We start from the raw sequence: 25511 nt of genomic DNA, 5'->3' as shown, positions 1-25511 counted from the left end.
AGGCGGATCAATGGAATTTGACGTAGATGCCGAGCTGTCAAAGCTATCGAGAGAGGAACTAGAGCGACTCGCGAAGAGCATGATGCAGACTGGCGTCGCGCTAAACTTCCACGGTAAGCGATCGGCTTTGCAGATCGCCAAGAGGGTTAGGCCCCGGCAGACCCGACGCGAACCGCGCCTTCATGTCGGTAGCCCTGAAGAGCAATCAAAGAATATGTTGATCGAAGGTGAGAACCTTCAAGCGATGGTTACGCTCTACAAATACCGTGGACAGGTCGACCTAATAGTTACCGATCCGCCTTACAACACCGGGCAATACTTTCGTTATAATGACCGTTGGGACAAAGACCCAAACGATCCAGAGCTAGGGACAATCGTTTCAAGTGAGGATGGTTCGCGTCATACAAAATGGATTAAGACGATGATGCCGCGGCTTCAAATCATGAAAGCCATGCTGAAGCCTTCAGGTGTCCTAGCGATTTGTATTGACGATAATGAGCTCTTCCATCTGGGAATGATGCTTGATGAGGTGTTTGGCGAAAAGAACCGCCTGGCGATCTTGAACTGGCAGAAAACCTATTCGCCGAAGAAAGCCAATCATGTCGCCAGCGCTACCGAATACGTACTCGTTTATGCCAAAGATCAGGCGCTAGCTAAAACCGAACACCTCGAACGTGACGATCAGATGAACGCCAGATTCACAGATCGAGATGGAGATCCCGCTGGACCCTGGAGACCTGGAGATCTTGCCGCCAAGGATAAACGCGACCGTACCATTTATGCGATACAATCACCCTTCACGGGCAAGCTGCATTATCCAGAGGCTGAGTTCGAATTCGGGGGTGATGTAAGCGTTCCTACCCGCCACTGGTCAGGTTTGACCAAGAAGGAATTCCGATCAATTTTGGAAGAATGGGGCAGTCCATATTGTGAAAAAGATATTGGGGATGGGCGCGGTAAAGCGCTCATCCTTCGCGGTAGTGATGTAGCTCTTTCAGACTACAGCCCTGCAGATGACGTGGCTGTGCAGCAGGCGAAAACACGAGCGCTAGAAATACTTGAGGCTGGTAACGACAAGCGTCGGGTTTTGCCAAGGATTGTATTCTCTGATGATAGGCAGAAAAATCCTGGTGCAGGGAGGCCTGCAATCAAACGCCACCTGGATAGCATTTCTCAAGGCAAGGTGCCGTGGACATTTTGGGCTGACGAAAGCTACGAGGCACCTATCGAAATTGGCTCGGTCTCATGGCAGCATGGGCAATCTGGTCATTCTCAGTCAGGCATCAACGAATTAGATGCCATTGTAGGAAAGGGGCATGGGTTTCAGACGGTGAAGCCCCTTAAATTGATTACAAAGATCATCCAGATTTGGTGTCCGCCAAACGGTTTGGTGCTCGATCCTTACGCCGGTTCCGGAACGACAGGGCACGCGGTTCTCAAACTGAACCATGAAACAGGATCAACAAGGCGCTTCATCCTTGTGGAGCAAGGCGCGCCGGAGAACGGCGATAAATATGCGAGGACACTGACTTGGCAACGCCTTCACAACGTCATCACAGGAGAAAGGCCAGGAAACAAAGACGCGACACCGCTCGGCGGAGGATTTGAGTATCGACTTCTGACGAAGACAATCGACGCGCGAACTGTTTTGTCGATGCAGAAAGATGAGCTGATCGACGTGGTGCTCACGTCTCATTGGGAAACTCACAAGCGGGCTGCGCCAAGCCTCCAACTGTTAGAAGGTGAGGCCGATCAATACCTCATTGGCAAAGACGAAAATGGGGAGGGCTACTTCTTGATTTGGGATAATGGTGGTCCAGTAGGATCCTTGACTCTTGATACCTACAAGCGAGTTGCCCAAGAAGCCAAGAAGGCAAATGTGAAGCCGCCGTTTCACGCTTATGCGCGGTATGAAATGTATCAGTCACCCAACGTTCGATTCTGGAAAATACCTGATAAGATTCTCGCTGACCTCGGCCTTAATGAGCACGATCAATATAACAATGAGGATGAACCAGCCTAATGGACTTGCTCGGCTTTCAGCAACGTGCGGCTGGTCAGATTGCAGATCGATTTTTTTCATACGTAGAAAATCCTCTTATGGTGGACCGCACAACTCCGGTTCCCTTTTTGCAAACTTTGGTGGCGATCACCGGGAGCGGAAAGACTCTGATGCTCGCGGATACTGTCGCGCGTATGCGAGATGGAATGCCCCTGGCGCCTGTCGTTCTTTGGATATCCAAGGGAAAGGTCGTTGTTTCACAAACCTATGAGAATCTCTCGGTCGGCAAGTATGCTGACAACTTATCGAATTTTCAGGTGCTACCATTACTAGAAGCAAGCTCAGACCAGATACAGAATGCGGACGTCCCACTCCTGCTAGTTGCCACTGTCGGAAAATTTGCAGTCGAAGATGCTGCAGCCGATGACAGGAAAGTTTATCGAGCCCAGTTAGATCTCGCCCATGAGTCTTTGTGGGAGCAAATTAAGAAACGCCGAACTCCCCAGGGCCAAAGGCGCCCTTTAATCGTCGTCTATGACGAAGGGCATAACCTTTCTGATCTTCAATCAGAGAGGATACTTGAGTTGGCTCCTGACGCTCTCATCGTTGCTAGCGCTACGATGATGCTTCCGCCGAGAATTAGCAACGTCATGAGTCGCCTGAGAAACGACAAGGGCTGGGATGAGGCCGATTTTTCTACCGCGGTATCAAGCCGCGAGGTCGTTTTGTCCGGTCTCGTGAAGGAGCGTATCTCGATCGATGGTTATATCACTCCCATGGAGCCGGCGATCGACAACCTGCTGCACGATTTTGAATTGGCGAAGGATGCAGCGAAGGCTCTGAATTTAACGTTCTCGCCCAAAGCGATTTATGTCTGCTCGACCAATACAGTTGATGGAATGTCTATCACTGAGGATATGAAGCGTCCGTTTGACGAGCGCCAAGCAAGACCGATCCTGATCTGGCGTCATTTAGTCGAAGTGGCCAAGATCCCACCATCTGAAATTGCAGTTTATTGTCAGCTGAAATTTTCGAAAGAATGCCCTCGCCCCGCTGAGATGAATCTCTTTGATGGAGGGGAAAGAGATTATTCTCGTTTCATTGAAGGGAACTTTCGTCACGTTATTTTTAATTTGGGATTGCAAGAAGGCTGGGATGATCCAGCGTGCGCTTTTGCGTACATCGACAAGGAGATGGCATCGGCCAGACAGATAACACAGGTGGTTGGCCGGGTGCTGCGACAGCCAGGTGCGGAACATTATCCTGATCCTATCCTAAACACCGCTCATTTTCACATCCGCACGGACGAAAAAGGTGTGTTCGATGATATTTTGAATGAGATACGACGAGACCTGTCGTCAGAACACCCCTCGATTGCGCTCGTCATCAAGGACGATAAGGCTCGAGCGATCCGTGATCGGATCGAAGCTAATCCGTCGCGAACGGTTCCTACTGTCGGCATCGAGAGCAGCCGGGCCTTAAATCCTATCTCCAGCGTCGTGGCGAGCATCATAGATTTTCGCGGAAACAATCACAGCATCGTGGGGCAGGGGAGCAGGATGCAGGTCCTGCAACGTGTTGGGCAGGATACTGAGACTCAATTTGAATGGGTGGAGGTTGCACATAGCAATCGTGTGTCTGCGCGCTCTGTCTTCCGAAAGGAAATCCAACAATGTTATCCTGGAGGGCTCAGGCGCGCTGGTGGACCAATTAACCTGGTCGATATTGAACATCCGAAATTTGATGTGCTCATTGAAATAGGTTCGCCAGCGGCTCAACATTTCCGCGAAAAGGCTCGAGAGGTGGTCTCAGCTTATGTCGAACACTCGGTCGTTCTTCAGAATGAAATCGATAGCCCCTACCAAGTCGGACCTATCGCAATTGACGTAGGTAGCTTCGAAGAGTTCAGGCGATCCCTACACCCTCGATATTCGGGTATGAATTCTCTTGAGATCAGGTTCGCACGAGCGTTGGACAAAACGCAAAGGTTATGGGCGCGAAATCCCGTTGGATCGGGCTACTCATTGCCTTTGCTTAGCGAAGGAAGGGCCTATTGGCCGGACTTTTTGGTCTGGGTCGACAAAGCCGTTGTTGCGCTAGATACGAAGGGCGATCACCTCTTGGTGGAGGCCACTTCGTCAAAGCTATTTGAGATTGATGGAGCGGGGAAAGGGCGGGGGGTCGTCCTACGCCTAGTTTCCGAAGGCCATGTTGTCATTGATAACGGGACGGTAAAAAGGCGCTCAAATAGCGGATTTACGGTGTGGAAATGGACCAATGGAAGGTTGAAGTCGCATCACATCGAGACTGAGAAGGAGGCAGTAGAAGAAGCAATAAACGTAAATTAAATCCAGTCTGAAGATAATATTCCTACTGTGAGAGTCGCAGAAAAACGGCGGTGATATTATCTCTTCCTCCAGCTGATAGTGCTGAATCCACTAAATTTTGGGCGGGGTTACCACCCTCTCTTTCCAGGATAGAAAGAATTTGCTGGTCGTTTACAAGGTCGGTCAAGCCGTCTGTGCAAAGCAATATCGAATCAACTTCTCCTATCGGAACAGACGCTATGTGGGGAATTGGATCGAGGCGATGAAAGGTCCCTCCCAGAGACTGTGTCAATCTGTGACTGCGGCGTTCGGTTTGCGAACCACTTTCTGGAGTGTGATCTAGGCTAATCTGCGAGATTTCGCCGCGACGTAAAATATACGCACGACTATCTCCCACGTTGAATATACTGACGGAGTCAATATCGAACCAAAGACCAACGACCGTGGCCCCCATTCCGGGTTCTCCTTCTCCGGAAAGCATTGCTTCGTGAATGTGATGATTCGCTAGAGTTAGCAGTCCAAGCAAATCGGCTGAATTTTGCAGAGCAGGAAGGCGTTCCGAAATGAATTCAACGGCAACCTTGCTCGCGTATGCGCCGGCACGGTGTCCGCCCATCCCATCGGAAACTAGCGCCCAACCACGTTCCAAATTAATCTCAAGCTGGCACGAGTCTTTCGCAGATTGGGATTGGAAACCCGGCAAGCCAAAACAATCTTGGTTATTCGGCCGCACTGCCCCCGGATGCGTCTCGGCCCAGACCCTCAATACTTTAACCATTCGCTGACAATCCACATACCTTGGCTGCGAGCTTTTTGACCTCAGCAACTCGACGACGATCTCGAATTACAATGCCCACCACGCGCTGGAAGCTCGATCGACGGGAAACCTCGCCGAAAAATGGTCTGTTTGAGATTACAGCAAGATCATCGTCTTTGATTAGGTAAAAGAAAGCGCTTTGGCGGGTCTTGTACAGCTTTAGCAGGCCTGTTTTTTGTCGCTTAGTCAGCTCAGAAAGAGGATCGAAGTATGATCCGCCACGAGGTTCCGTTTGAGGCGATAAGAAAGAACCAATATGGACAGAGGTGTTAATGGCCATCAGATTGTCAATTTGGCGTAGGTCATGCTGCGTAAGCATTGTGGGCTGAAGGCCAGCGGTTGTTACAACTAAAGATGCCTTCGCCTCGTTCATAGCCTCCCTCAGAATTTCATCTTGTTCAAAGCATGACAACTGGCGTGCCGGGAGGACATCCAATGAATGCCGGGATAAAGCGTATCGCTCTTTCGCCTCATCTAAAGCTGCCATTACCCTGGTTCGGGATGAGTTAGTCTGCGCGCTCTCCAATGCATCTTCGGCGACCCTTTTTTGCCGGCGGGCTTCAGCCTCCTCCAAACGCAAATCCTGCCAAGTTTGAGGACTCGGCAACGCTTGTATGACTTCGCCCCCGATCAGCCTTCGCAGCCAGGCTTGAGAGCTCCGGTTCCCAACTGCTTTAACAAACCCCATCTTTTTTGGGCCACCATTCTGGGCAAACGCTCGCTCATGACTTTCTAAGATACGCCCATCAATGGCGAATGAGACTTGGATTTCATTGCCCTTGTCGGAAGCATAAACCAAGCAAACAGCTTCGCGAAAAACGTTACTTCGACGCACCACTTGCTTGAGGGCAAGGATGTTACGATGGAAATCTTGGCCGTCGCGGCGGCGGATCACTCTGCTGACTTCAGGTATTGCGAGTTCGTCAATGGGCGGGGGCTCGATTGGGTAAGGACGGATTTCGATTGCGCCAAAATCTCTCAATTCTGCGGCGCGCAATACATTTTCCCCAGCCAAGCGGATTGGCTTCCGACGCATTGCGTCGTAATCGACGACGATCATCTCCTCTTGAATTATTTCTTGCGATTCCTCGGCGAGTCTTTCTTCACCGAGCGGCGTCAAGCCGAAGTTGCTATGGCCATCGATGATCGCGGTTCGCGTCACGAGGCCATCAAGAACCAGAGAGTCTACCGCACCTGTGACTATGTCTTCGCTAAGACCCAGCATCTTCCCAATCTGATGCTCTTGAGACTCACCGAGATGGATGCAACGCATTGCAAACTCGTGAATGGTTGGAATGGAGCGGATCGATGTCGTAATTGCCTCAATTGTAAGTCGAAAAATCGGCAACCCGACTTCAGCATAATCGACGAGATGGAATCCCTCTCGAAACTGGTTTTCACGAGCGACATCTTCGGCCCTCATTGTACAGTCACCGTCGTGCAGGTCTCAACATGAGTATCGATATGATCGATTACCTTCTGAAATGGATTAGTGCCCCTGGCCGATCGGCAGAACAGCTGATCTCCCACGATTACAAGAGCGCTTTTGCCTCTCGACAGTGCAACATTTAGCCGAGGGGGTTCTCGAAGAAATCCCAACTCGTTCTGCGGGTTCGAACGGACGACCGTATAGATGCAAATATCTGCCTGACGCCCTTGAAAGGCATCCACACTGTTGCAGATGACGTCTAAGTCTGGCCATTCCGCGATACCTTGTGATATTTGCTCATTCAGGAGCTGAACTTGAGCGGTATACCCTGCTATAATCGCAACCGATATTCTGCGCTTTTGCGCCTTCGCCACGAATTGTAGGTTTACTAACAGATCGCGGACCACTGAAACTTCCGCTCGATTCAGGAATGTGTTCCCTTGCTTTGTTTCTCGCGCGTTCGGTAGCTCATGGGTTGAGAACCACGTGACAGGCTTAGGTAACGCGAGTTCCAACTTTAGACCATGCGATTTTACCGGACTATTTAGCGTCTTGTCGTAAAAGCATTCGCTCACGAGTTCGCCAATGGGTTCGATCATGCGATACTGATTTTTTAGCTTCGCTCGGCATCCTTCGGGGATACCGTTTTCGATATCCAGCATTCGATCCAACAACGTTTCCCGAACCTCCCGTTCTTCGAAAGACTCGAGGAGGTCTTCGCCGAGTTCATCGAAGAAAGGCGGAAGCTGTTTGGGATCGCCAACGACGATCCAACGACGGCTCCTACTCATAGGAATCAGTATTTCAGTTGCCGTTGCTTTTGACGCCTCGTCTACAATGCAGAGATCATACGCAACATCTTCCATCCCTCTTACGCCAGCTATACCTACGCATGTCCCCGCGATTATTTGGGCCGAGGACAGCATTGCGGCGTTAAAATCGGACGACCTTCCCACACGGAGCTGCCATTCTTCGAGCAATGCTAAGCGTTGTCGGCACGCGTCGACGATTTCATCTCCGTGCAAAAAGTGCTTTGACCAATCCGATAGCTCATGCTCATCTTTTGAGTTTGCAAGCTCTGCGGCGTAACCGCCCATTGCGGTCATCTCATCCAGAAGGTTGGTTTCTTGCCTCTTAAGGTCAGAATTTAAGCGACGAAGCTCGGCAATTTCGCTGTCTAGCTGAGTACTCTCCTCTAATGTTTCTTCGTCACCATCAATTGAATCGTGCTCTGCAGTCTCACCTTGAATGGCATCCTTTTCCGCCCTCAGAGAGTTGATTGATCGCAACGCCTCGTCGCGTCCGCGTCGAATGCTCAGAAGCCTCTCAACCTTCATTCCGGTCAAGACCGCCTGTCGATCTACTCCCTGTTCCTTTGCCCACCGGCTCATTTCGGCCTCAGCCAATTGCTTGACCTCGGCTATCCAAGCTTCAACTCGTTTCTCGAGAAGTAATTCCTTGCTCGCTTCAGAAATTCTAGGCTCGTCAGGCCGGCCTATGCGTATCACGTCCAAGTCAGCTTCGAGTTCGGTTACGCGCTCCAAAACGTTGTCGAGCGCGATATGAGTTTGGGATGAAAGTAGTATCCGATCCTTTGGATTTCTCCGCAGCCACTGAACTAGGATCTCGGAAATAAGCTTGGTTTTGCCCGTGCCTGGCGGTCCTTCGATCGCTTGAATGTGCCTTATTCCCAGCGACCTCTTCAAGATATTCAGCTTTTCATCGTCGAACTCGGGATCAGTAGGAACGACGTCCTCCACCAATTCGCATATTTCTGCGCTAGCTGGATCCAGGATGATCGATTTGAGTGAGTTCTCAACCGCGCGGTCGTAAACGACATCATTGAGAGCCTTAGTCTGATGATTCAGCGCTTTCTGGGCGGCTATGGTATTGATCGCTAGTTCGCCTCTTCTGGGAAGCGACTTCTTGTCCCCATACGAAACTTCGAAGGTTACTAGATTGAACGTGGCCCCTATGACTCGCCCAGTGACGTTTCCATTCGAACAGTAAACGATGCGATCCTGACCGACGATATCATCTGGCGGCGCAATTTCCGTGGTGAAGACCACTGTCTCATTGCTTATGGTGCGGCTCACGTAGCGTAGCGCGTTGCTGCGTTTGGATTCGAGGTCTGCCCTGTCTTTGAGATAGCTGCGCCAGACGCGGAAAATGCGTTCGGAAGCACGTGCGGCGCGTTCCTCTTCCAATTTCGTTGAGAGATTTTCCGACTCTGCAAGAAGCAAGCCGATTGCCTGTGCTGCCTTTTTCTCGTCATCTGGTCGGGAAAATCGGACGCTCACATTTCTTACAACTGCGGACTCGCGAATGCTCGCGGCTAACGATGCGCCGATTTCACTGGCCTGCTTAATGTGGATCAGCTCACCACGCTTACCAGCGACCATGGCGTCAAATCTCCAAGACGCACCCACAATTTGCAACTGATCGGGTTCGTTCTCAGGCGTAGGTACTGCTATGATGCCGCAAACCTCGCCCAGTTCGTCTGCGACAAATGCTTCAACCAGAGCGTTGTCGTCTGTCTCTAAGCGCCCTCTCAAGTTCGCCTGTGTCTTTGGATTGAGCCGCAAATGAAGCTGGCTTCTACTTTCCCGCTCGTGATCCGTTGTGGCTTGATGACGACGGAGCTGTTCGAGCAAAACAGAAGCCAGAGGAGGGCGCTCTGTTGGAATTTCGCTTAGGCATCGCTCCAACACGCCACGAACAGTATCGGGGAGCGGGGCTTCTTCCAGTGCTAATAGCAGATCCTCATCGTTTTCAAACGGCCGTCCGGTTACGCAAGATAAGGACACAGCAGCGAATGCATAGCAGTCGCGCGTAAGCGCGTGATCCTCTTCGGGCTTTGCAGGAGTATAGCCGGGTGTGCGATCAAACCTAAACGTTATGCCCGAGACCGGCGCCCACGAACCACCATTGTCGAGCAGTTTTGCAATCCCATAGTCGGCGAGCAATGGTTGTCCATCGGCCCGGACCAATATGTTTTTCGGTTTGATGTCACGATGAGCAATTGATCTTTTGTGCGCATAGGCGATTGCCTCAAGCAGAGGTTCGCCAAATCGTTCCCAGTATTCAGGCCAACTCATTTCTCCTTCATCATTGATGACATCCTCCAGATTGTCCGGAATCCAATCTAGGACGAGATACCAGTTGCCATCAGGGTCACGATCGACATCCAGCAAGGCTACTATGTGCGGATGATCCAGTTCTTGGAGCAATTCGACTTCACGCTGGAAGCCCGCTTGCGCTCGCTTGTCGTCGGGACCGAATTTCACTCGTTTGATCGCTACTAAACACGCTCTCTTAACGTCGAACGCCTGAGTGACAGTCGCTTGGGCTCCTTTCCTAACCTCCTCGGTAAGCGTGTAACGATCGCCCAAGATCGTCGGCGATTGGTTTTGAACTTTCACCTTGTTTAAGCCCTCTCCAATACGGAATTGGGAAGCATGTCGATTGTCTGCGAAACCCAATTTTTCCGTCTCATGGTTCGACTGCTAGCTGCATTTGGCGGAGGCCGAAATAGTCCGTTGAAAATGATATGTTTTAATATTTAGCCCCTTTCTGATCCTAAGCTGCCAGTAGGATCGTGGCACTACGCTTTCTAATTGAGTGAATTTTTTCCTTCAGACCCGCACCCGATACCCATCCGGCTTTGTTCGCGAGCAGTCCTGAACCAGGTCAGCTGAGGACGGCAACCCGTTCCTTTGCCGGCCGTGTTGTCGCGCTTCGCGCGCCTGCCCGCACCACCCGTCATGAACAGGTTTCCCTTGGAGCTTCGCTCCTGCGGTGCAGTCCTCCCATGCCCTGTTTCTTCTGGATGTTCGCAAGCCGGAGATGGTCTCCGGTTTGAGGAACTGAAGGAATACAACCATGACCAATATCGCAATCCTCACCGGCCGCATCGCCCGCGAACCCGACACCCGCGAGACCAAGGGCGGCACCAATGTCACCGGGATTACCGTCGTCACCGATCGCCCGGCACGCGACAAGGACGGCAAGACCTACAAGGACGAGAACGGCTACACCGCCAAGGAAAGCGAGTTCCACCGGGTGACCTGCTTCAACGGCCTCGCCAAGACCGTCGGCCAGTACTGCTCCAAGGGCCAGCTGGTCAGCGTGCAGGGCCGCATCCACTACACCCAATGGGAGGATAAGGACGGGGTTACGCGCTACGGCACCGAGATCCTCGCCGACAAGGTCGACTTTCTCTCCCGCGGTAACGGCTCGGGTGACGACAACGACAACACCGACGCTCCCGATATCGACTGATATCCATCATCATCGATCTCCATCAGAGGGGCGCTGTCCATGCCGGACGGCGCCCTTTTCTGCGTTGTTCAAACTCTCTGACGGGGGAGGGGCCTGGCTCACGGTTGTCCCATTCTGATGACCGTGCGACCGGCGCGTCAAGGACGGCAGGGTCCCCCCATTTTGCCTCCCCTTCGCTGCGCTCCGGTCCGACAAAATCGTTACCCCTACCGCCGCTTCGCGGTCGCCCTTTGGGGCGATCCCTGACCCGCCAGCCGCACGCCCATCCGTCCTGCTCCTGCCGTCAACGGCAGACATCAGGAGGTTATTATGGCTACGCAACTTCAACGCACTTCGACTTCGGATCGCTACTTTGCTGCACTGGCTGTGGCAGAGCGTCGGGCGCTGCACAGCTTTTTCGATCAACACATCGTCGAGGACGAAGAGCTTGGATATCTTGCTCTTGACGAGGGCGATTACAATGCACTTCCGGCGCACCTTGCAGCGCGCGTGGTGCATACCATCCACGGAGCGATGTTAGACGAGTTCTGACCGCACCAGCAGGGCAGGGACCGGCAACGGTTCCTGCTCCTTTTTTCATGTTCGCAGGGATGCATTGGTTGACCAATCTGCCAACCCTAACCTCTGTGAAAAGGGACGTGCAAAAGCGCACATCGCATCCGACATCGCCGCGTCTCGCGAATGCTATCTGGTCCCCACCATAAAACCGAAGACGTGATCGAACGTACCCTGATGGGTTTGGAGGTTGGCGCCTAACAACCGGTGCGACGACACCAATCCGGGGTGAATTGTGATTGGTTTCGAGAGGTTTGTAGAGATTGACCTAACGCATCCAGCCGACCACGATTTCCGCCGATATAAGGCCAGTTTGTAGCCCAGAGCAATTTTGGACTGAAATCTCGTGTTGTCCCAGCAACGCCCGTTTGCTCTCGCTCCGAAAATAAGAACGTAAAATCAATCTATTGAGCGAGACTCGGGGGCTGCTGGCAACGTCCGCGCAATTGGGAACTTGACAGGCACACCGTACGCAGCGGGTGCTGCAATGGAAGGCGCGGAATTGTTTCGCGAATTCACGAAATTTCGCCGATACCATCTTCTGTGCCGGATGCGGTCCACTTGCTTTCTCGTCCGTGCCGAGTCGGCACAGATCCGTTTAATCTGCTGAAAAGCGATGTGAATTTTCCGTTTTCCTACACTCCATGCTGCGGCCTAGAGTGGCACTTGCCTTTCGAAGGGTGAGCCAGGTTCTTTGAACACAAGGAACTTGGAAAAATGCAAAGACACCACCGGTTCGTGACCTATGTCACGCCCCTGATCGCCGAATGGATCAGGAAACAAGCAGACGAGCGCAGGGTCAGCGCGAGTATCGTTGTTTGCGATTGCATCTTCGATGCCTGGCAGCGCGCGACCGAAGCTGACCTGAGGACTCCGGCGACCGATCCGGTCCGCCAGAACATCTTCATCACGGTCGCATTGGATGCGCTGCTTACGCATCATCCCGACACTACCTTGCGTGATAAAACCGTCGCTGCCTACCAGCGCCGGCTGGAGCGCCTCGGTATCGTTGCACCCCGACCCATGGGAGGCGACGATGAAGCATAATCTCGTCAACTTCACCCGCGGCAGCCAGCTCCTCGGGCATTTCGGCTTCATGTTTGCGGCGGGCCTCAAGGGGCCCCTGATCGTGACACTCTTGGTCGTTCTCGGGCTGGTCTATTGGGACGTAAGCAGCGCGCTAGATGACTATCAGGTCTACCTCCTGTGGATGCATGCCTATGCCTCTGGCTATGCCTTCATGGAGTTCGATCCAGACAAGCTTGTGAACCTCAAGCTGGCCGATGGGAGCCTCGTCGCATTTCCCATTTCCGTCGTGACCGATTACCCGCCGATGCGCGAAGCGGTCGCGCTTTTCCGGAGTGCGGTGATCAGCGCCTTGTGGCTTGCGGGGTTCATTCTTGCGCCGCTTTTCGCGCTTTTCTGGTGGGTTGCCGAACGCTTCGGCGAGAAGTCCAAACAGAAGAAGCATGTGCGCGGGGCGGAGCTTGCTACCTTGCGTGAACTTGACCGGGAGATCGCCGCGCACAACCGCAATGCCCGTGCCCGCGAGTATGGCGATGCGTTGGGCTGGCGCTGGCGTCTGGCCGGGTCGGCTTCGCTGCGGGATGCGGGCTTCTATTCTCCAGCGCATCTGGCAGGGGTCAGCTGGCCCTGGCGCCTCGAGCAGAGCCACGCGATGCTTGTTGGCACAACCGGGACAGGCAAGACCGTCGTCCTAGCCGAGCTTACCAGGGAGATCCGTGAACGGGGCGAACGTGCGGTCATTTTCGATCTTACCGGGGCCTTTGTCGAAACCTTCTACGATCCCAAACGCGACATCATTCTCAACCCGCTCGACGCGCGTTGCCCCGCATGGAGCGTGTTCAACGATTGCTCCACGCGTGCCGAATTCCATGCCGCAGCGGAGTCGCTCGTCCCGCATGATGGGGGCGGCGCCGAACAGTTCTGGGTGCTCGCCGCGCGCACGCTGTTCGTCGAGACCTGTCTCAAGCTCGCCGAAGCGGGGCGGGGCACCAACGCCGCGCTCGCCCACGAACTCATGAACGCCGATCTCTCCGATCTGCACCGTCTCGTCGAAGATACCATGGCCGGTCCCATCAGCACGCCGAGCGCGGCGCGCATGGCGGAATCGGTGCGTGCAGTGTTCAATGTCAATGCCAAGGCGCTCCAGATGCTGCCCGAAGACGGGAAGCCCTTTTCGGTCCGCGAGTGGATCAACGGGGCAGGTAAACCGGGCTCTATACTGTTTCTGTCCGCGCGCTACATCGACATGAGCGTGCTCTCGCAGTTGCTCACGCTGTGGCTCGATACCGCGATCAATACGCTGATGGCGGGCCAGCGCTCGCGGGACATCAGGCTCTGGTTCCTGATCGACGAACTGGGCGCCCTGCATCGTCTCCCTTCACTCGAAAAGGGCCTCCAGACCGCGCGCAATTTCGGGGGCGCGATCGTCACCGGGATTCATGCCTTTGCCAAGCTCAAGGATGTCTACGGTGAAAACATGGCGTTGACCCTCTCCTCGCTTGCCCGCACCAAGCTGATCCTTGGCACAGCAGATCGCGAGACCGCCACCTGGTGTTCCGATATCATCGGCCACCGCGAGGTTCGCGAGATGGAGGAAGGTTACAGCTACGGCTACAACAATGCGCGTGACGCGGTGAGCCTGACGCCCCGGCGCCAGGTCGTTCCGTTGCTGCTTCCTGACGAGCTGATGAAGCTCAAGAACCTTCATGGTTTCATCAAGTTTCCCGAAGGATTTCCGGCGGCACCCGTGGTCCTCGAACCGCGCAACTGGCCTCGGGTGGCCGAAGGCTTCATTCCCCGGGATATGCCTAAGCTACCACCACAGGCCCGCCACGGTGATGACAAAGAAGGAGCAGGTGGCGGTGCCGGAGCAGCCTCTGAAACAGGCGACAATGATGGTGATCCTAGACGGTTGAGGGTCGCGCACGATCGCTCCGACAGCGCTGAAAAGAAAGCCGACAAGGAAGACAAAAAGGAACTGCGCCGGACTCGTCGCAGCAACAAGCGCGATCAGGCTCGACCGGACCAGACAAGGAAGCGTCGCGATCCGAATGCGCAAGAGGAAAGGGGGACATCAGACCCTCAGCGGCCGGCTCAATCCGAGCTTCCTCTGTCTTCGAAAGCTGAGGAGCACCGCGGCATGGAGCAACGGGCTGTGCCTTCCGCCAGGTCCGATATTCCCGATCCCGCAGCGCATCAGCGGGCACAAGTCGCGCGCGGCAAGGCCGACCAGAGGCTCCAGGAAGAGCAGCAGAAGTCGCTTCTTGGCGGTGCAGCGAAGCAGGGTCGCGATGCCGATCAGGGGCAGGACCATGGTCACGATTACGGGGACTTCGACCCGGATATGTGATGCTCGACCGGGGAGGGGACGAGGGCCAAGAGAAAGTGATCCCAGCCCATGCTTTCCGTCGCCAATGTCCGCTCGCCATCGGCGGCGGCAAGCTACTTCGCTTCGGACAATTACTACGCGAGCGCCGATGCCGACCGCTCGGGCCAGTGGGTCGGCGAGGGTGCGAAGCGCCTTGGTCTTGATGGCAAGGTCGAGGCCCAAGCGTTCGACGCGTTGCTGCGAGGCGAGCTGCCCGACGGCAGCAGCGTCGGCAATCCCGGACAGGCACACCGCCCGGGTACAGACCTAACCTTCTCCGTTCCCAAGAGCTGGTCGTTGCTGGCGCTCGTCGGGAAGGATAAGCGGATCATTGCCGCCTACCGCGAAGCCGTCCTCGAAGCGCTGCACTGGGCTGAGAAGAATGCGGCCCAGACCCGGATGGTGGAGAAAGGCAAGATCGTAACGCAGGCCACCGGGAACCTTGCGATCGGCCTGTTCCAGCACGACACCAACCGCAACCAGGAGCCGAACCTCCATTTCCATGCGGTCATCGCCAATGTCACGCAAGGCAAGGACGGGAAGTGGCGCACGCTCAAGAACGACCGGCTCTGGCAGCTCAACACCACGCTTAACTCGATTGCGATGGCGCGCTTTCGCATCGCTGTCGAGAAACTTGGTTATGAGCCGGGACCGACCCTCAAGCACGGCAATTTCGAGGCGCGCGGTATCACCCGCGAACAGGTCATGGCGTTCTCGAGCCGCCGCCAGGAAGTGCTCGATGCGCGGCGCGGTTCTGGTCTTGAAGCGGGCCGCATTGCCGCGCTCGATACGCGCGCGAGCAAGGACGGGATCGAGGACCGCGAGGCCCTCGGTATGCAATGGAGCGACACCGCGAAATCGATCGGGCTGGACCTCGCGCCCTTGGTCGAGCGGGCGCAGACCCGCTCACTGAAACAGTCGATCGAAACTGGCAGGTTCGGCTCGCTTGTGGAGCGCGGGCGCGCATGGCTGGGACGCTTTGCCGCGCACGTCAGGGGCGATCCGGCCGATCCGCTCGTACCCAAGTCGGTCCTAAGGCAGGACAGAGAGACGATCGCAGCGGCACAGGCTGTCGCTTCGGCGGTGCGTCATCTTTCGCAGCGCGAAGCAGCTTTCGAGCGAACAGCGCTCTACAAGGCCGCGCTCGATTTCGGGTTGCCAGCGACGATTGCCGATATTGAAAAACGGACCCGCGCCTTGGTGCGCTCCGGCGATCTCATAGCAGGGAAGGGAGAGCACAAGGGCTGGCTCGCCTCGCGTGACGCGGTGCTGACCGAGCAGCGGATCGTGTCCGAGGTTGCCGCTGGCAAGGGTGCGAGCTCGCCTGCAGTCGAGCCGGAAAGCGCGACTGATCGTGTCCAGGCCGCTGCAATGGCAGGGCAGGGGTTCCGCCTCAACGAGGGTCAGCTCGGAGCGGCGAAGCTGGTCCTGACGTCCGAGGATCGAACGATCGCGGTCCAGGGAATTGCCGGTGCCGGCAAGAGCAGTGTTCTGAAGCCAGTCGCCGAGGTGCTGCGCGACGAGGGCCACTCGGTCATTGGCCTCGCAATCCAGAACACGCTCGTCCAGATGCTCGAACGCGACACCGGTATCGGCTCGCAGACCCTGGCCCGCTTTCTTGGTAGCTGGAAGAAGCTGCTCGACGATCCCGGCAACGCGGCGCTTCGCACGGAGGCAAAGGCGGCACTGAAAGACCATGTGCTGGTGCTCGACGAAGCATCGATGGTCTCAAACGAGGACAAGGAAAAGCTCGTCCGTCTCGCAAATCTGGCGGGCGTTCACCGCCTGGTCCTGATGGGGGACCGCAAGCAGCTCGGCGCAGTCGATGCGGGCAAACCTTTCGCGCTGCTGCAGCGGACGGGTATGGCGCGCGCTGAAATGGCGACCAACCTGCGTGCCCGCGATCCAGTCATCCGCGAGGCGCAGGCGGCAGCGCAGGCGGGCGATGTGCGCAAGGCGCTGCGGCACCTGCAGCCGCACACACTCGATGCCAAGGGTGATGGCGCGCTGGTCGCTGCTGATACCTGGTTGGCGCTCGACAAGGACGACCGCGCGCGGACATCGATCTACGCCTCGGGCCGCGCAATCCGCTCTGCGGTCAATGCTGCCGTCCAGCAGGGACTTCTCGCCAATGGCGAGATCGGTCCGGGCAAGACCGAGCTCGGAGTGCTGGACCGCGTCAACACGACCCGCGAGGAGTTGCGACATCTGTCGCCCTACCAGCCTGGTCGGGTGCTCGAGGTCTCGAGAAAGCAACAGGCGCTGGGACTGTCAGCGGGCGAGTATCGTGTCCTGGGACAGGACCGGAAGGGCAGGCACGTCGAAGTCGCGGACAAGCGCGGCAAGCGGTTCCGGTTCGATCCCGCGCGGATCAGGGCAGGAAAGGGCGACCAGAATCTGACCTTGCATGAGCCGAGGAGGCTCGAGATCCATGAAGGCGACCGGATCCGATGGACCCGCAACGATCATCGCCGCGGCCTGTTCAATGCCGACCAAGCCAGGGTGGTTGCCGTTGCCGGTGGGAAGATCACATTCGAAACTTCCAAGGGAGACCAAGTCGAGCTCAAAAAGGACGATCCGATGCTGAAGCGGATCGATCTTGCCTATGCGCTCAACGCCCACATGGCGCAGGGTCTGACATCCGATCGCGGCATAGCCGTCATGGACAGCCGCGAGCGCAACCTGTCGAACCAGAAGACGTTCCTGGTGACGATCACGAGGCTTCGCGATCACCTGACACTGGTCGTCGACAGTTCGGACAGGCTCGGAGCAGCCGTGGCACGCAACAAAGGCGAGAAGGCCTCGGCCCTCGAGGTCACCGCACAGGTGACCCCGACAGAAAAGAATAACGGCGAACTTGATCGGCCAAAACCGGAAGAGGCCAACAAGGCCGAAAAGGAACTCGCCCGAAGCAAGAGCAAGACACTGGACTTCGGGATCTGAAGGGCCGCTATGTACCAGATTTTCTGACGAATTGGGCCAGGCAGTTGGTCCAGGTGGTGCTTACGCGCGAACGGCCGGATTTCGGAACCGCTCTCAGATCGCTAGAGTTTTGCGATGCCTCTCGATCGCGCTTCGCACGTCATCGGGGAAGGGCAGGTGTCCGCTTTCGCTGCTCCAGGCGTCGTCGAACCGTGCAACGACATCCTTCGCTGTCGCGGTGATCAGCTTGGCAGGCAGCCTTGCCTTGTCGGCGATCGTCTCGAGTACATCATAGGTGTAGGACGCCCACTCGCGCGAGCGATCAAATTTGAGCGCAGCATCGTCGCCTGGGATATAGGCGAGCGTCGAAAGCAGGTCATAGGCAGGTGCCAGCAGCGCGTTGCGCCGGTCCGGATAAATCAATGACCAGTTCTTGAGATGCATGTCGCCATTCCCGATCAGCACCGAGTAGGTAAGCCGGCGGACGAATTCGACCACGCTTTGTTCGTCGGTCTCGATCGCCAGGACACTGAGAATCTGGCGGTAGCTCGCATTCTCGTATTTATCGTCTGCAAAGACACCGAACACCTGGGCGAAGTCTTCGGTGTGCACGGGTCCCTCTTCCCCCCGGTCGAAGCGCCGGATGGCAAAAGCGGATTTTCCGTAGCGGGTGATACCTTCGGGTATGCCATCGATCTGATCGAGAGGCACAAGGTCGATTTCAGGTACGTCGATCCCGATCTTTGCTGCCAGTTTCATCGCTGCGAATTCAGCCTCGGGCACGTCCGGATGTCTCGCAGAGGGCAGCTTGACGATCCAGTCGCCGCCGCTGCCTGTGACTGGGATCGTCAGTCCGCCATTCTTGCCCTGGGCTTTGATAGCCGAGAATTTGAGTTGCACGCCGGCAAGCGAGAAGCGCAGCGCGCGCTCTGCCTGCTTCTCCACGGCTTCTTCATCGGGCTCGTCGGCCTCCGTCTCCTCTGCATCGACGGCGACGGCGCACACTGCGCCGGGAAGATCGTGCCCGAGCTGTGCGAGAAGGTGGTACTCGCGCGCGGCTTTCACGCCCGCGCGGCGGGCCAGGTAATCGCGAAGCGTACCTTCGGGAAGGAGGTTGGAGAAGAACGGCTCGATTTTCGTTCGATAGCTGCGTGTGTCCGCAATGATTTCGCCATTCGCGTCCTTGTAGGCGAGCGACAGCGTCGGCCGATCCTGGTCGGCAAGGTAGAGTTCGTCGAATGTGAAGATGCTCGCATCTGCATCAAGGCGCGCAATCGTTCCAACGCGCGTCTCACCCAGAAAGATATCGAGAGCCGCTGCGTCGATCATGTGGCGTCGTCCTCAAGCCGGTAAGCAGGCAGTCTAGGGGCCCTATCTCGATCGATTGCGTGAACCTGCAGGTTTCTGACGTGTTGGAGGGCACGTGTGGATGCCGCGATCTGCTGGGCGAGTTTCTTGGTTCCCTCTTGCTGCTCAAGCGCCCAGCCGAGGTCCTGAAGATGCTTTTTCAGATGGGCGACGGGCTGCAATGCCTGCTGGATGGCTTTGAGCGGTTCGGGAGTGAAATTAACGGCCTGGATATCCTTAAGTGCGCTTTGAAGCTCGGTCACTTCGGTGACGCTCGGATAGCTCTCCTGTACTCGCTCAGCGAACCGGATGGTTTCGGCAATCGTTGCGAGCGTTCGGCTTGTCTCGCTTCTTTCGCGCTGTGATCGCAAAACGCCTTCGATCGCCGGTACGGTCTTTCGAGGCACAAGCTTCAGCTCGAGGTCGAGCGCGCGCGCTATTTCGACAAGGCTGGAAATCTGTAGGTCTACATTCCCGCCTTCGATTTTGGAGATGTGGCTTTGGGGCAAGCCTACCCGTTCACCCAGCTGTTTCTGGGTAAAGTCTTTTGCTATCCGTGCCGCTTTGATGCTTGCGGCGATGTCCTCGATTGCCGTGCTCATAAATATGTTTCTGCATATGTTGATCGACGATTATATGTTTTAGCATATACCATGATCGTTGAGAAAGGCAATAGCGATATGCAATGGCATATATGCACTATGCATTATATGCCATTGCACATCACGGGTAGGGTTTGCCGCGCATAAAGCGTGAGCAGTCGTCACTTCAAAGAACCATTGCCGGTCCTTCAGACGACAGAGCTTTCGCCCAGAAATCTGCCGATCAGTCAGGCAGGCCAACGGCGGCAATGCGCCCTCATTTCGGTCATTCGCGCTGCTCGCGTCTTGACCCAAAAGCTGCCGTTCGCGCCGGAATAAGAAGGTATCAGCTACGTGCACGATTCGATGACTTACACAGAGGTAGGCCGGGCCTTTGAAAGCGCATAGTTCCACGATGGCCCCCTTTTTTTGTCGTGAATGGGGAGCCGCTACAGGCGCTTCCGCTCGGCAAGTAGAGGATGGGCTGCAAGGGGTGCACCCAGAGGCTCTCAGGCTTCCAATCCTCCAATCACGCGCCGCTTCTCACGGCCGAGGTAAATGCCGATTGGTAAGCAAATACCGACAAGGCTGACCATCACGAGCCCGCTCACCCAGTCGGAGACGACATAGCCGGCCACAAGCGATATATTTACCAGCAGGATGAATGCTGGCAGCACCGGCTGCCCCCTTGCGCGGTAGGTGCGCGGCATTTCCGGGCGGCGATAGCGCAGTGCAAAATAGGACAAAACGTAGAGACAGGTCCCGAACAGAGTCAGCGCGCCCATGAGCCGGAAGACAAAGACATAGCTTCCCGTGAAAATTAGCGGGATAGACAGAAAGGTTCCTGCCGCCAGCGCAACCCATGGCGTACCGCCGCGATTGACTTTGAGCGCCGCTTTCGGGAACAGGCCGTCTTCCGCAAGGCCGTAGAGGATGCGCGGCGTTGCCATTATGCATCCATTGAGCGTGCCCAACGCCATGAGGGTCGCAAGAAAGGCCACGAAGACGCTGCCCCAGCGCCCCGAAGCCGCCTCGATGACGCTCGCCATCGGTAGCGTCGATGAGCTCAGCACATTGAACTCCAGGGCCCGTATCAGCGCCCAGTTTACCGCGAGGTAAATAAGCGTGACGATAATGGCGGCCTGGAACAGCGACCGCGGGATATTGCGGCCCGGATCCTTGTCCTCGCCTGCGAAGTAGATCGTCGTGTACCAGCCGTCATAGACCGCGACGATGAATTGCAGCCCGACCAGAAGGGTCAGCAGGGTGATTGGTTCTGCTGCCACAGGGGCGCGAACCGCCTCACTTACGCCAGATGCTGCCTCACCAGCCGGCATGGCAAAGGCTATGCAGACGACCGCAAGCAACAGCCCGATTTTGAGTACAGTGCTGGCTGTCTGGGCCCAGCGCCCTTCCTCGACCCCGGCCCAGTTGAGAGCGGTGATCGCCAGCAAGATCGCCAGCGCGCTCAATTCGACATTCGCTCCGATCCACGGCACGACCGTGCCGAGGAACTCTGCCGCGGCGATAGAAATGGCGGCATTGACTGCCACGAAGGCTATCCAGAATGTCCAGCCGACCAGAAGGCCCATGCTGTCGCCCAGGCCTTCCCGAACCGGAATATAATGTCCGCCAGAGCGCGGAATCATGGATGAAATCTCCGCTGCAACGTTGCACATCAGGAGGACATACAACCCGCCCGCCAGCCACAGCATCATCACGATTGTCGGATCGGGCACCAGATTGGCGATCTCGCCAGGCGCACGCATGATCCCCGTGCCGACCACGGTGCCGACGCAGACCGCGATCGCAAAGGGCAGGCCGAGTTTTCTTTGGAGCTGGCGGTGTCTGGTCATGTCATGACATCGATTTGTGCAGTGCGCGCCGGAAGCCGCTCGTACCGGCACGGAAGAGCAGCAGGACCACAGCGGGTCAATGCGCGTCTCCGCCGAGGACATGCAGCCGCATATGCGCTGCCTCTTCAAAGCCCATGCTGCGATAGAGCGGGCGGCCGGCCTCGGTCGCGTGCAGCCACAGCGGCAAGGGACCGGGCGCAGCCGCCCGAGCCGCCGCGATGGCCCGCCGCATCGCCGCCTCGCCCAGACCCTTTCCGTAGCGATCCGGCAGGGTAGCTACCCAGCCGACATAAATCTGATGGTCCTGAATGTAGGCCAGCGCGGCAGTCACAGGCTCGCCATGATCATAGCCGACCACACCGAAATGCTCGCCGGTCCACTGGTGAACATTGGCTGTGATCGCGAAATTCTCTGGCGGCATCGCGTATGCTGCGGCGTTGATGAGGCCGATGTCGATGGCGCTTCGGGAGTCGCGAATAAGGCGAAAATCGATATCGGGCGCGGGTCGTCTTTGCGGAGCAAGGTCCGGCGCAGCCATCCCCCACAGCTCTTGCGCTGCGGCAAGTCCCGCCTCTTCGAACATCGCCTCGGCTCCATCAGGATACCATTGCGGCACGCTGGCCAGCATCGCCGGGTAGGGGCAACTGCGCATGGTCTGCGCCGCCTGCCCCAACGCCTCGCCGAAGGCTTGCGGGCCGCCGGTCGGTTGTCCGATCACCACCATGTTGAGGAAAGCGTTGTCGACATTGGCGATGAAGCCTCGCACTGGCCCTTCGCTGGCAAAACGGTGCCTGGGATACTGGCCGACGAGGAAGGTCCAGCCGTCGATCAGGCTCCGCACGCTGCCATATGCGTCGAGGCTGATCGAGGTGGCGGCAGCGACGCTCGTCATGCCAATTGCCCCAGCGCCCTGGCCATCGCGAACGTATCGAGGTGCTGCTGGAAGGCTACGATCTTGCCGTCCCTGACCGTGAACCAGTGGACGACGTGCGGGTTCACCCGCTCGCCAGTCGCCCTTGCGATTGCGGAGTAGCGACCCTGCATCGCGACGGTCTCGCCTTCGCAAATAAAGGTGCCCACTTCGACTGCGAAGTCGTCGAACAGCTCGGCGGTTCTTCCGAAAACCCCGGCGAACACGGCTTCTGCGCCGATGTACGGATTGCGGTCGGCAAAGATGTAATTCTCCGCCTCGTTCCACGTCATGTCGGGGGCCATGACCGCTGCCGCTGCATCCATATCGCCAGCGGCAAAGGCGGCATAAAGCGCCTCGACAACCTGTTTGTTCGTCACTTGCAATTCTCCCCTATCAGAAAACCGAATACCCGCCGTCGACGGGCAAGGTGATGCCGGTGACGAAGTCCGCCGCCGCGCTGGCGAGGAACACCGCGGCGCCCGCGCATTCCTCCGCCTCGCCCCACCGTCCGGCCGGGGTGCGCGCCAACAGCATGGTGTTGAAATCGCTCCAGTCCGGATCTTCGCGCGCCACCTCTGTCATCTCGGTGGCGATCCAGCCGGGCGCGATGGCGTTGACCTGGATGCCGTGCGGCGCGAGCTCGATTGCCATCGACCTGGTGAGCTGGACTATGCCGCCCTTCGCCGCCGCGTAGGACGGGACGGCCGCCGCTCCGAATGTGGAATACATGCTGGCGAGGTTGATGATCTTGCCCCGCTGGCGCGCCTGCATCGAACTGGCGGCCGCCTTTGAAAGCAGCATGGTGGCGGTCAGGTGCGTTGCCAACGCATTGTCCCAGCCTTCTTCAGTCTGGTTCAGAACCCCGCCGCTGATATCGGTATTGCCTGCATTGTTGACGAGGATATCGATCGGGCCGAGCGCCTTTTCGACCCGTCCTACCGCCTCGGCAATGGCTGCCCGGTCGGTTACGTCGAGGATGTCCGCGTGGGTTGGACGCCCGATCTGCTCCAGCTCGGCTTCTACCGTGGCGTTGCGCTCCGGATCGCGGGCCAGGATTGCGACAGCTGCGCCCGCCCGGGCAAGTCCCAGGGCAATTGCGCGGCCGATACCGCGATTGCCGCCCGTGACGATCGCAACCTTGCCGGAGAGATCGAAAGGTGATGGCTCGTGGCTCGATTCCCTAGCGTTCATCGCGCAGATCCAGCCGAACGAGGGCATCTCCCAGGCCCGAGACGTAGACCGTGCCATCGGACGCATGGATTACGCCGGTCAGAAGGCCCGGCATGGGACCCCATATGTCAGGGGAAAGCAGCGGCAGAATGGGCGCACCAGCAGCCTGCCTTCGCCTGAAATCGGCTACGATCCGCTCACTGGTTTCGGGTGCCGGCGCAAATACCACCTCCCATTTTCCCGTATCGGGATCGACGGTAAAGACGGCGTTGGCGAACGGGCTGGTGACCCAAAGTGTGCCGTCTTCGTCCAGCTCGAGATTGTCGGGCGTCGTAATTTCGGCCAGCACCCGGCGATCGCTCAGCAATCCGGTGTCGGGATCGACAGCGAAGCTCAACACGCGATTGGCGACGATTTCGGCCACATAGAGCCGTCCGCGGACTGCGTCGAAAGCGATCCCGTTAGCGAAATCGAGTCCCTCCGCGACTTTCACCACCTCGGGGTTCGTCGATCCGACCTGATCGGCTGCCATGCGCCAGACCGAGCCATCGCCAAGCGGCTTGTCGGCAGCGGCAAACATGCGCGCTTCGGAACCCTCTCCGGCGGCGTTCTCGGTCGATTGCGTGAACCAGATCACACCTGTCGGATCGCGGACCACTGCATTGACGCCGAAGGGGTGGTCGTAGATGCGGCTTACCGCTTCGGTCTTCGTATCGACGCGGTAGATATGCCCACCGGTTATATCCGCCACCAGCACATGGCGCCCATCCGGCTCCCAGGAGATCCCATTGGGGCTGTTCCAAAGCGGATCGGGCTTCGTCCGAAAACCCGCAGCGGCGAAATCGCCGAACGGGTGTTTCGTACCATCCGGGCTCAAGCCGACGAGGCCGTGCTCCCAGTCCCCCACCAGCAAGCGCCCATCGGGCAGCATTACGCCATCTTCCGCATGGGTGAGCGATCTGTCTGCGGGAAAGAAGCTGTAAGGTATCGAGGGTGGGACGTATCGCGACGACGAGGCTGCCAGTTGCCGCGCGTAGTCGTCCTCGTTGAACCGGCCGAGCGAGTCCGCAATCAGACCGTTTTCGCCCAGCAGCCACGCCTCCGCCCCGCTGATCCTGATCGGGGCACCTGCACCCCCAGGCCCGGTATTCGTGCCGGTCAGCGTCCAGCGAAAGACGATCCGCTCGCCATCGCGGTCGAGCCCATCGAAGCGAACCTTCATGTCCGGCAAGTCGGTCATGAACCCGCGTGCGACCTCATGAATGGCCTGCCGCCCGCGCGCCGGTTGCGTGTCATTGACCTGGAGCCGGCCATCCATTTCGAAATGGGCAGCGACCTGCTCGGGTTTTCCGCTCGACCACGCCTCGGCGTAATCTTGCGCGAACTGTTCGATCGGCGATGTGGCCGCTGCCATCAGCTTCTCGCAATTGTCGCGGCGTGTGGTCCAGGTCAGGTTGAACACGCGCCAGACACCATCCTGCCGGATCAGATCGAAATGGTCGGTGCCGCAATGCGAAAGCCGGCCATCGATGGTGAAGGTATAGTCGGACCATACCATGGCGATATCGCCATCGACCCGGACCATGGGATTGACGAGTGCCTCGACCGATCCATCGGGAATGGCGGTCGGCAGGACTTTCACCAGTTCTTCGAATGTGTAGGTGAAAAAGACGCGCGAACCGTCCGCCCTTATTTCCGTCCCCGTCCCGCGTCCTTCCGGAATGGTCGTCGCGGCGTAGGCTTCAGCATCTTTTGTGCTGAGCGTTGCGAGGAAGCGGTTGGCGGCTGCCAAGGCGGCCTCTTCCTCGGCCGCGCTATTGGCAAGAGCACTCGATGGAACGAGTGCAAGGACCGAGGTTGCGGCAATTGCCAGCCCACCCAGCCCAATAAGATAGCGAGACACGAGTCTTGCGAAAA

Annotated in this window: 17 protein-coding genes; 7 read left to right on the top strand and 10 right to left on the bottom strand. The window is 57.1% G+C overall.

From position 1 onward, the window contains the following. The first annotated feature begins 10 nt into the window (after nucleotides 1-10). Together VR863_RS07450 and VR863_RS07445 are read left to right on the top strand one after the other, a co-directional pair. Nucleotides 11-2023: a site-specific DNA-methyltransferase gene (locus VR863_RS07450; RefSeq protein ID WP_324827834.1), complete on the top strand. Its 2013-nt coding sequence runs from the start codon at nucleotides 11-13 to the stop codon at nucleotides 2021-2023. Beyond that, nucleotides 2023-4350, top strand: coding sequence for a DEAD/DEAH box helicase family protein (locus VR863_RS07445; RefSeq protein ID WP_324827833.1), 2328 nt, complete (start codon nucleotides 2023-2025; stop codon nucleotides 4348-4350). Before VR863_RS07450 ends, VR863_RS07445 begins: the two co-directional genes overlap by 1 nt. A 22-nt stretch (nucleotides 4351-4372) precedes the next feature. Here the strand turns inward: VR863_RS07445 and VR863_RS07440 are convergent, their stop codons facing one another. From VR863_RS07440 to VR863_RS07430, 3 genes are read right to left on the bottom strand one after another with little or no spacing between them, the layout of a single operon-like run. Then, entirely contained in the window at nucleotides 4373-5107 is a 735-nt protein-coding gene (locus tag VR863_RS07440) for a PP2C family protein-serine/threonine phosphatase (protein WP_324827832.1), read from the bottom strand. Next, complete coding sequence (locus tag VR863_RS07435; RefSeq protein WP_324827831.1) at nucleotides 5100-6569, bottom strand: hypothetical protein; 1470 nt, start codon at nucleotides 6567-6569, stop codon at nucleotides 5100-5102. The genes VR863_RS07440 and VR863_RS07435 overlap by 8 nt, the downstream gene beginning before the upstream one ends. Next, complete coding sequence (locus VR863_RS07430) at nucleotides 6566-10057, bottom strand: AAA domain-containing protein (RefSeq protein ID WP_324827830.1); 3492 nt, start codon at nucleotides 10055-10057, stop codon at nucleotides 6566-6568. Before VR863_RS07430 ends, VR863_RS07435 begins: the two co-directional genes overlap by 4 nt. Nucleotides 10058-10457: 400 nt before the next feature. Between VR863_RS07430 and VR863_RS07425 the strand changes: the two genes are divergently transcribed. From VR863_RS07425 to mobF, 5 genes are all read left to right on the top strand, one after another. Beyond that, a complete protein-coding gene (locus tag VR863_RS07425) occupies nucleotides 10458-10856 on the top strand; it encodes a single-stranded DNA-binding protein (RefSeq protein WP_324827829.1) in 399 nt (132 codons plus the stop codon). A 309-nt stretch (nucleotides 10857-11165) separates the two neighbouring features. Beyond that, entirely contained in the window at nucleotides 11166-11387 is a 222-nt protein-coding gene (locus VR863_RS07420; protein ID WP_324827828.1) for a hypothetical protein, read from the top strand. Between the two features lie 741 nt (nucleotides 11388-12128). Continuing rightward, nucleotides 12129-12458 (top strand): hypothetical protein, encoded by a 330-nt coding sequence (locus tag VR863_RS07415; protein WP_152434326.1) that lies wholly within the window; start codon nucleotides 12129-12131, stop codon nucleotides 12456-12458. Continuing rightward, complete coding sequence (locus VR863_RS07410) at nucleotides 12448-14787, top strand: type IV secretion system DNA-binding domain-containing protein (RefSeq protein ID WP_324827827.1); 2340 nt, start codon at nucleotides 12448-12450, stop codon at nucleotides 14785-14787. The genes VR863_RS07415 and VR863_RS07410 overlap by 11 nt, the downstream gene beginning before the upstream one ends. Nucleotides 14788-14835: 48 nt before the next feature. After that, nucleotides 14836-17748 (top strand): MobF family relaxase, encoded by a 2913-nt coding sequence (mobF, locus tag VR863_RS07405; protein ID WP_324827826.1) that lies wholly within the window; start codon nucleotides 14836-14838, stop codon nucleotides 17746-17748. A gap of 93 nt (nucleotides 17749-17841) precedes the next feature. Here the strand turns inward: mobF and VR863_RS07400 are convergent, their stop codons facing one another. The 7 genes from VR863_RS07400 to VR863_RS07370 all read right to left on the bottom strand — a co-directional run bounded on the left by VR863_RS07400 (nucleotide 17842) and on the right by VR863_RS07370 (nucleotide 25497). Further along, nucleotides 17842-19056 (bottom strand): type II toxin-antitoxin system HipA family toxin, encoded by a 1215-nt coding sequence (locus VR863_RS07400; RefSeq protein WP_324827825.1) that lies wholly within the window; start codon nucleotides 19054-19056, stop codon nucleotides 17842-17844. After that, nucleotides 19053-19676, bottom strand: coding sequence for a helix-turn-helix domain-containing protein (locus VR863_RS07395; protein WP_324827824.1), 624 nt, complete (start codon nucleotides 19674-19676; stop codon nucleotides 19053-19055). Before VR863_RS07395 ends, VR863_RS07400 begins: the two co-directional genes overlap by 4 nt. A 488-nt stretch (nucleotides 19677-20164) precedes the next feature. Then, nucleotides 20165-21613, bottom strand: coding sequence for an APC family permease (locus VR863_RS07390; RefSeq protein WP_324827823.1), 1449 nt, complete (start codon nucleotides 21611-21613; stop codon nucleotides 20165-20167). Next, nucleotides 21588-22403 carry a GNAT family N-acetyltransferase gene (locus VR863_RS07385; RefSeq protein WP_324827822.1) on the bottom strand — a complete coding sequence of 272 codons (816 nt, stop codon included), beginning with the start codon at nucleotides 22401-22403 and terminating at the stop codon, nucleotides 21588-21590. Before VR863_RS07385 ends, VR863_RS07390 begins: the two co-directional genes overlap by 26 nt. Continuing rightward, nucleotides 22400-22801: a nuclear transport factor 2 family protein gene (locus VR863_RS07380; protein ID WP_324827821.1), complete on the bottom strand. Its 402-nt coding sequence runs from the start codon at nucleotides 22799-22801 to the stop codon at nucleotides 22400-22402. The genes VR863_RS07385 and VR863_RS07380 overlap by 4 nt, the downstream gene beginning before the upstream one ends. Nucleotides 22802-22817: 16 nt before the next feature. Further along, on the bottom strand, nucleotides 22818-23615 hold the full coding sequence (locus VR863_RS07375) for an SDR family NAD(P)-dependent oxidoreductase (protein ID WP_324827820.1): 798 nt from the start codon (nucleotides 23613-23615) through the stop codon (nucleotides 22818-22820). Further along, entirely contained in the window at nucleotides 23605-25497 is a 1893-nt protein-coding gene (locus tag VR863_RS07370; RefSeq protein WP_324827819.1) for an SMP-30/gluconolactonase/LRE family protein, read from the bottom strand. The genes VR863_RS07375 and VR863_RS07370 overlap by 11 nt, the downstream gene beginning before the upstream one ends. Nucleotides 25498-25511 lie beyond the last annotated feature (14 nt).

Source organism: Qipengyuania zhejiangensis (assembly GCF_035607565.1).
Classification (GTDB): Bacteria; Pseudomonadota; Alphaproteobacteria; order Sphingomonadales; family Sphingomonadaceae; genus Qipengyuania; species Qipengyuania zhejiangensis.
Note: the sequence above shows the minus strand (reverse complement) of the source record. Positions and strands in the feature narration are given on the sequence as shown.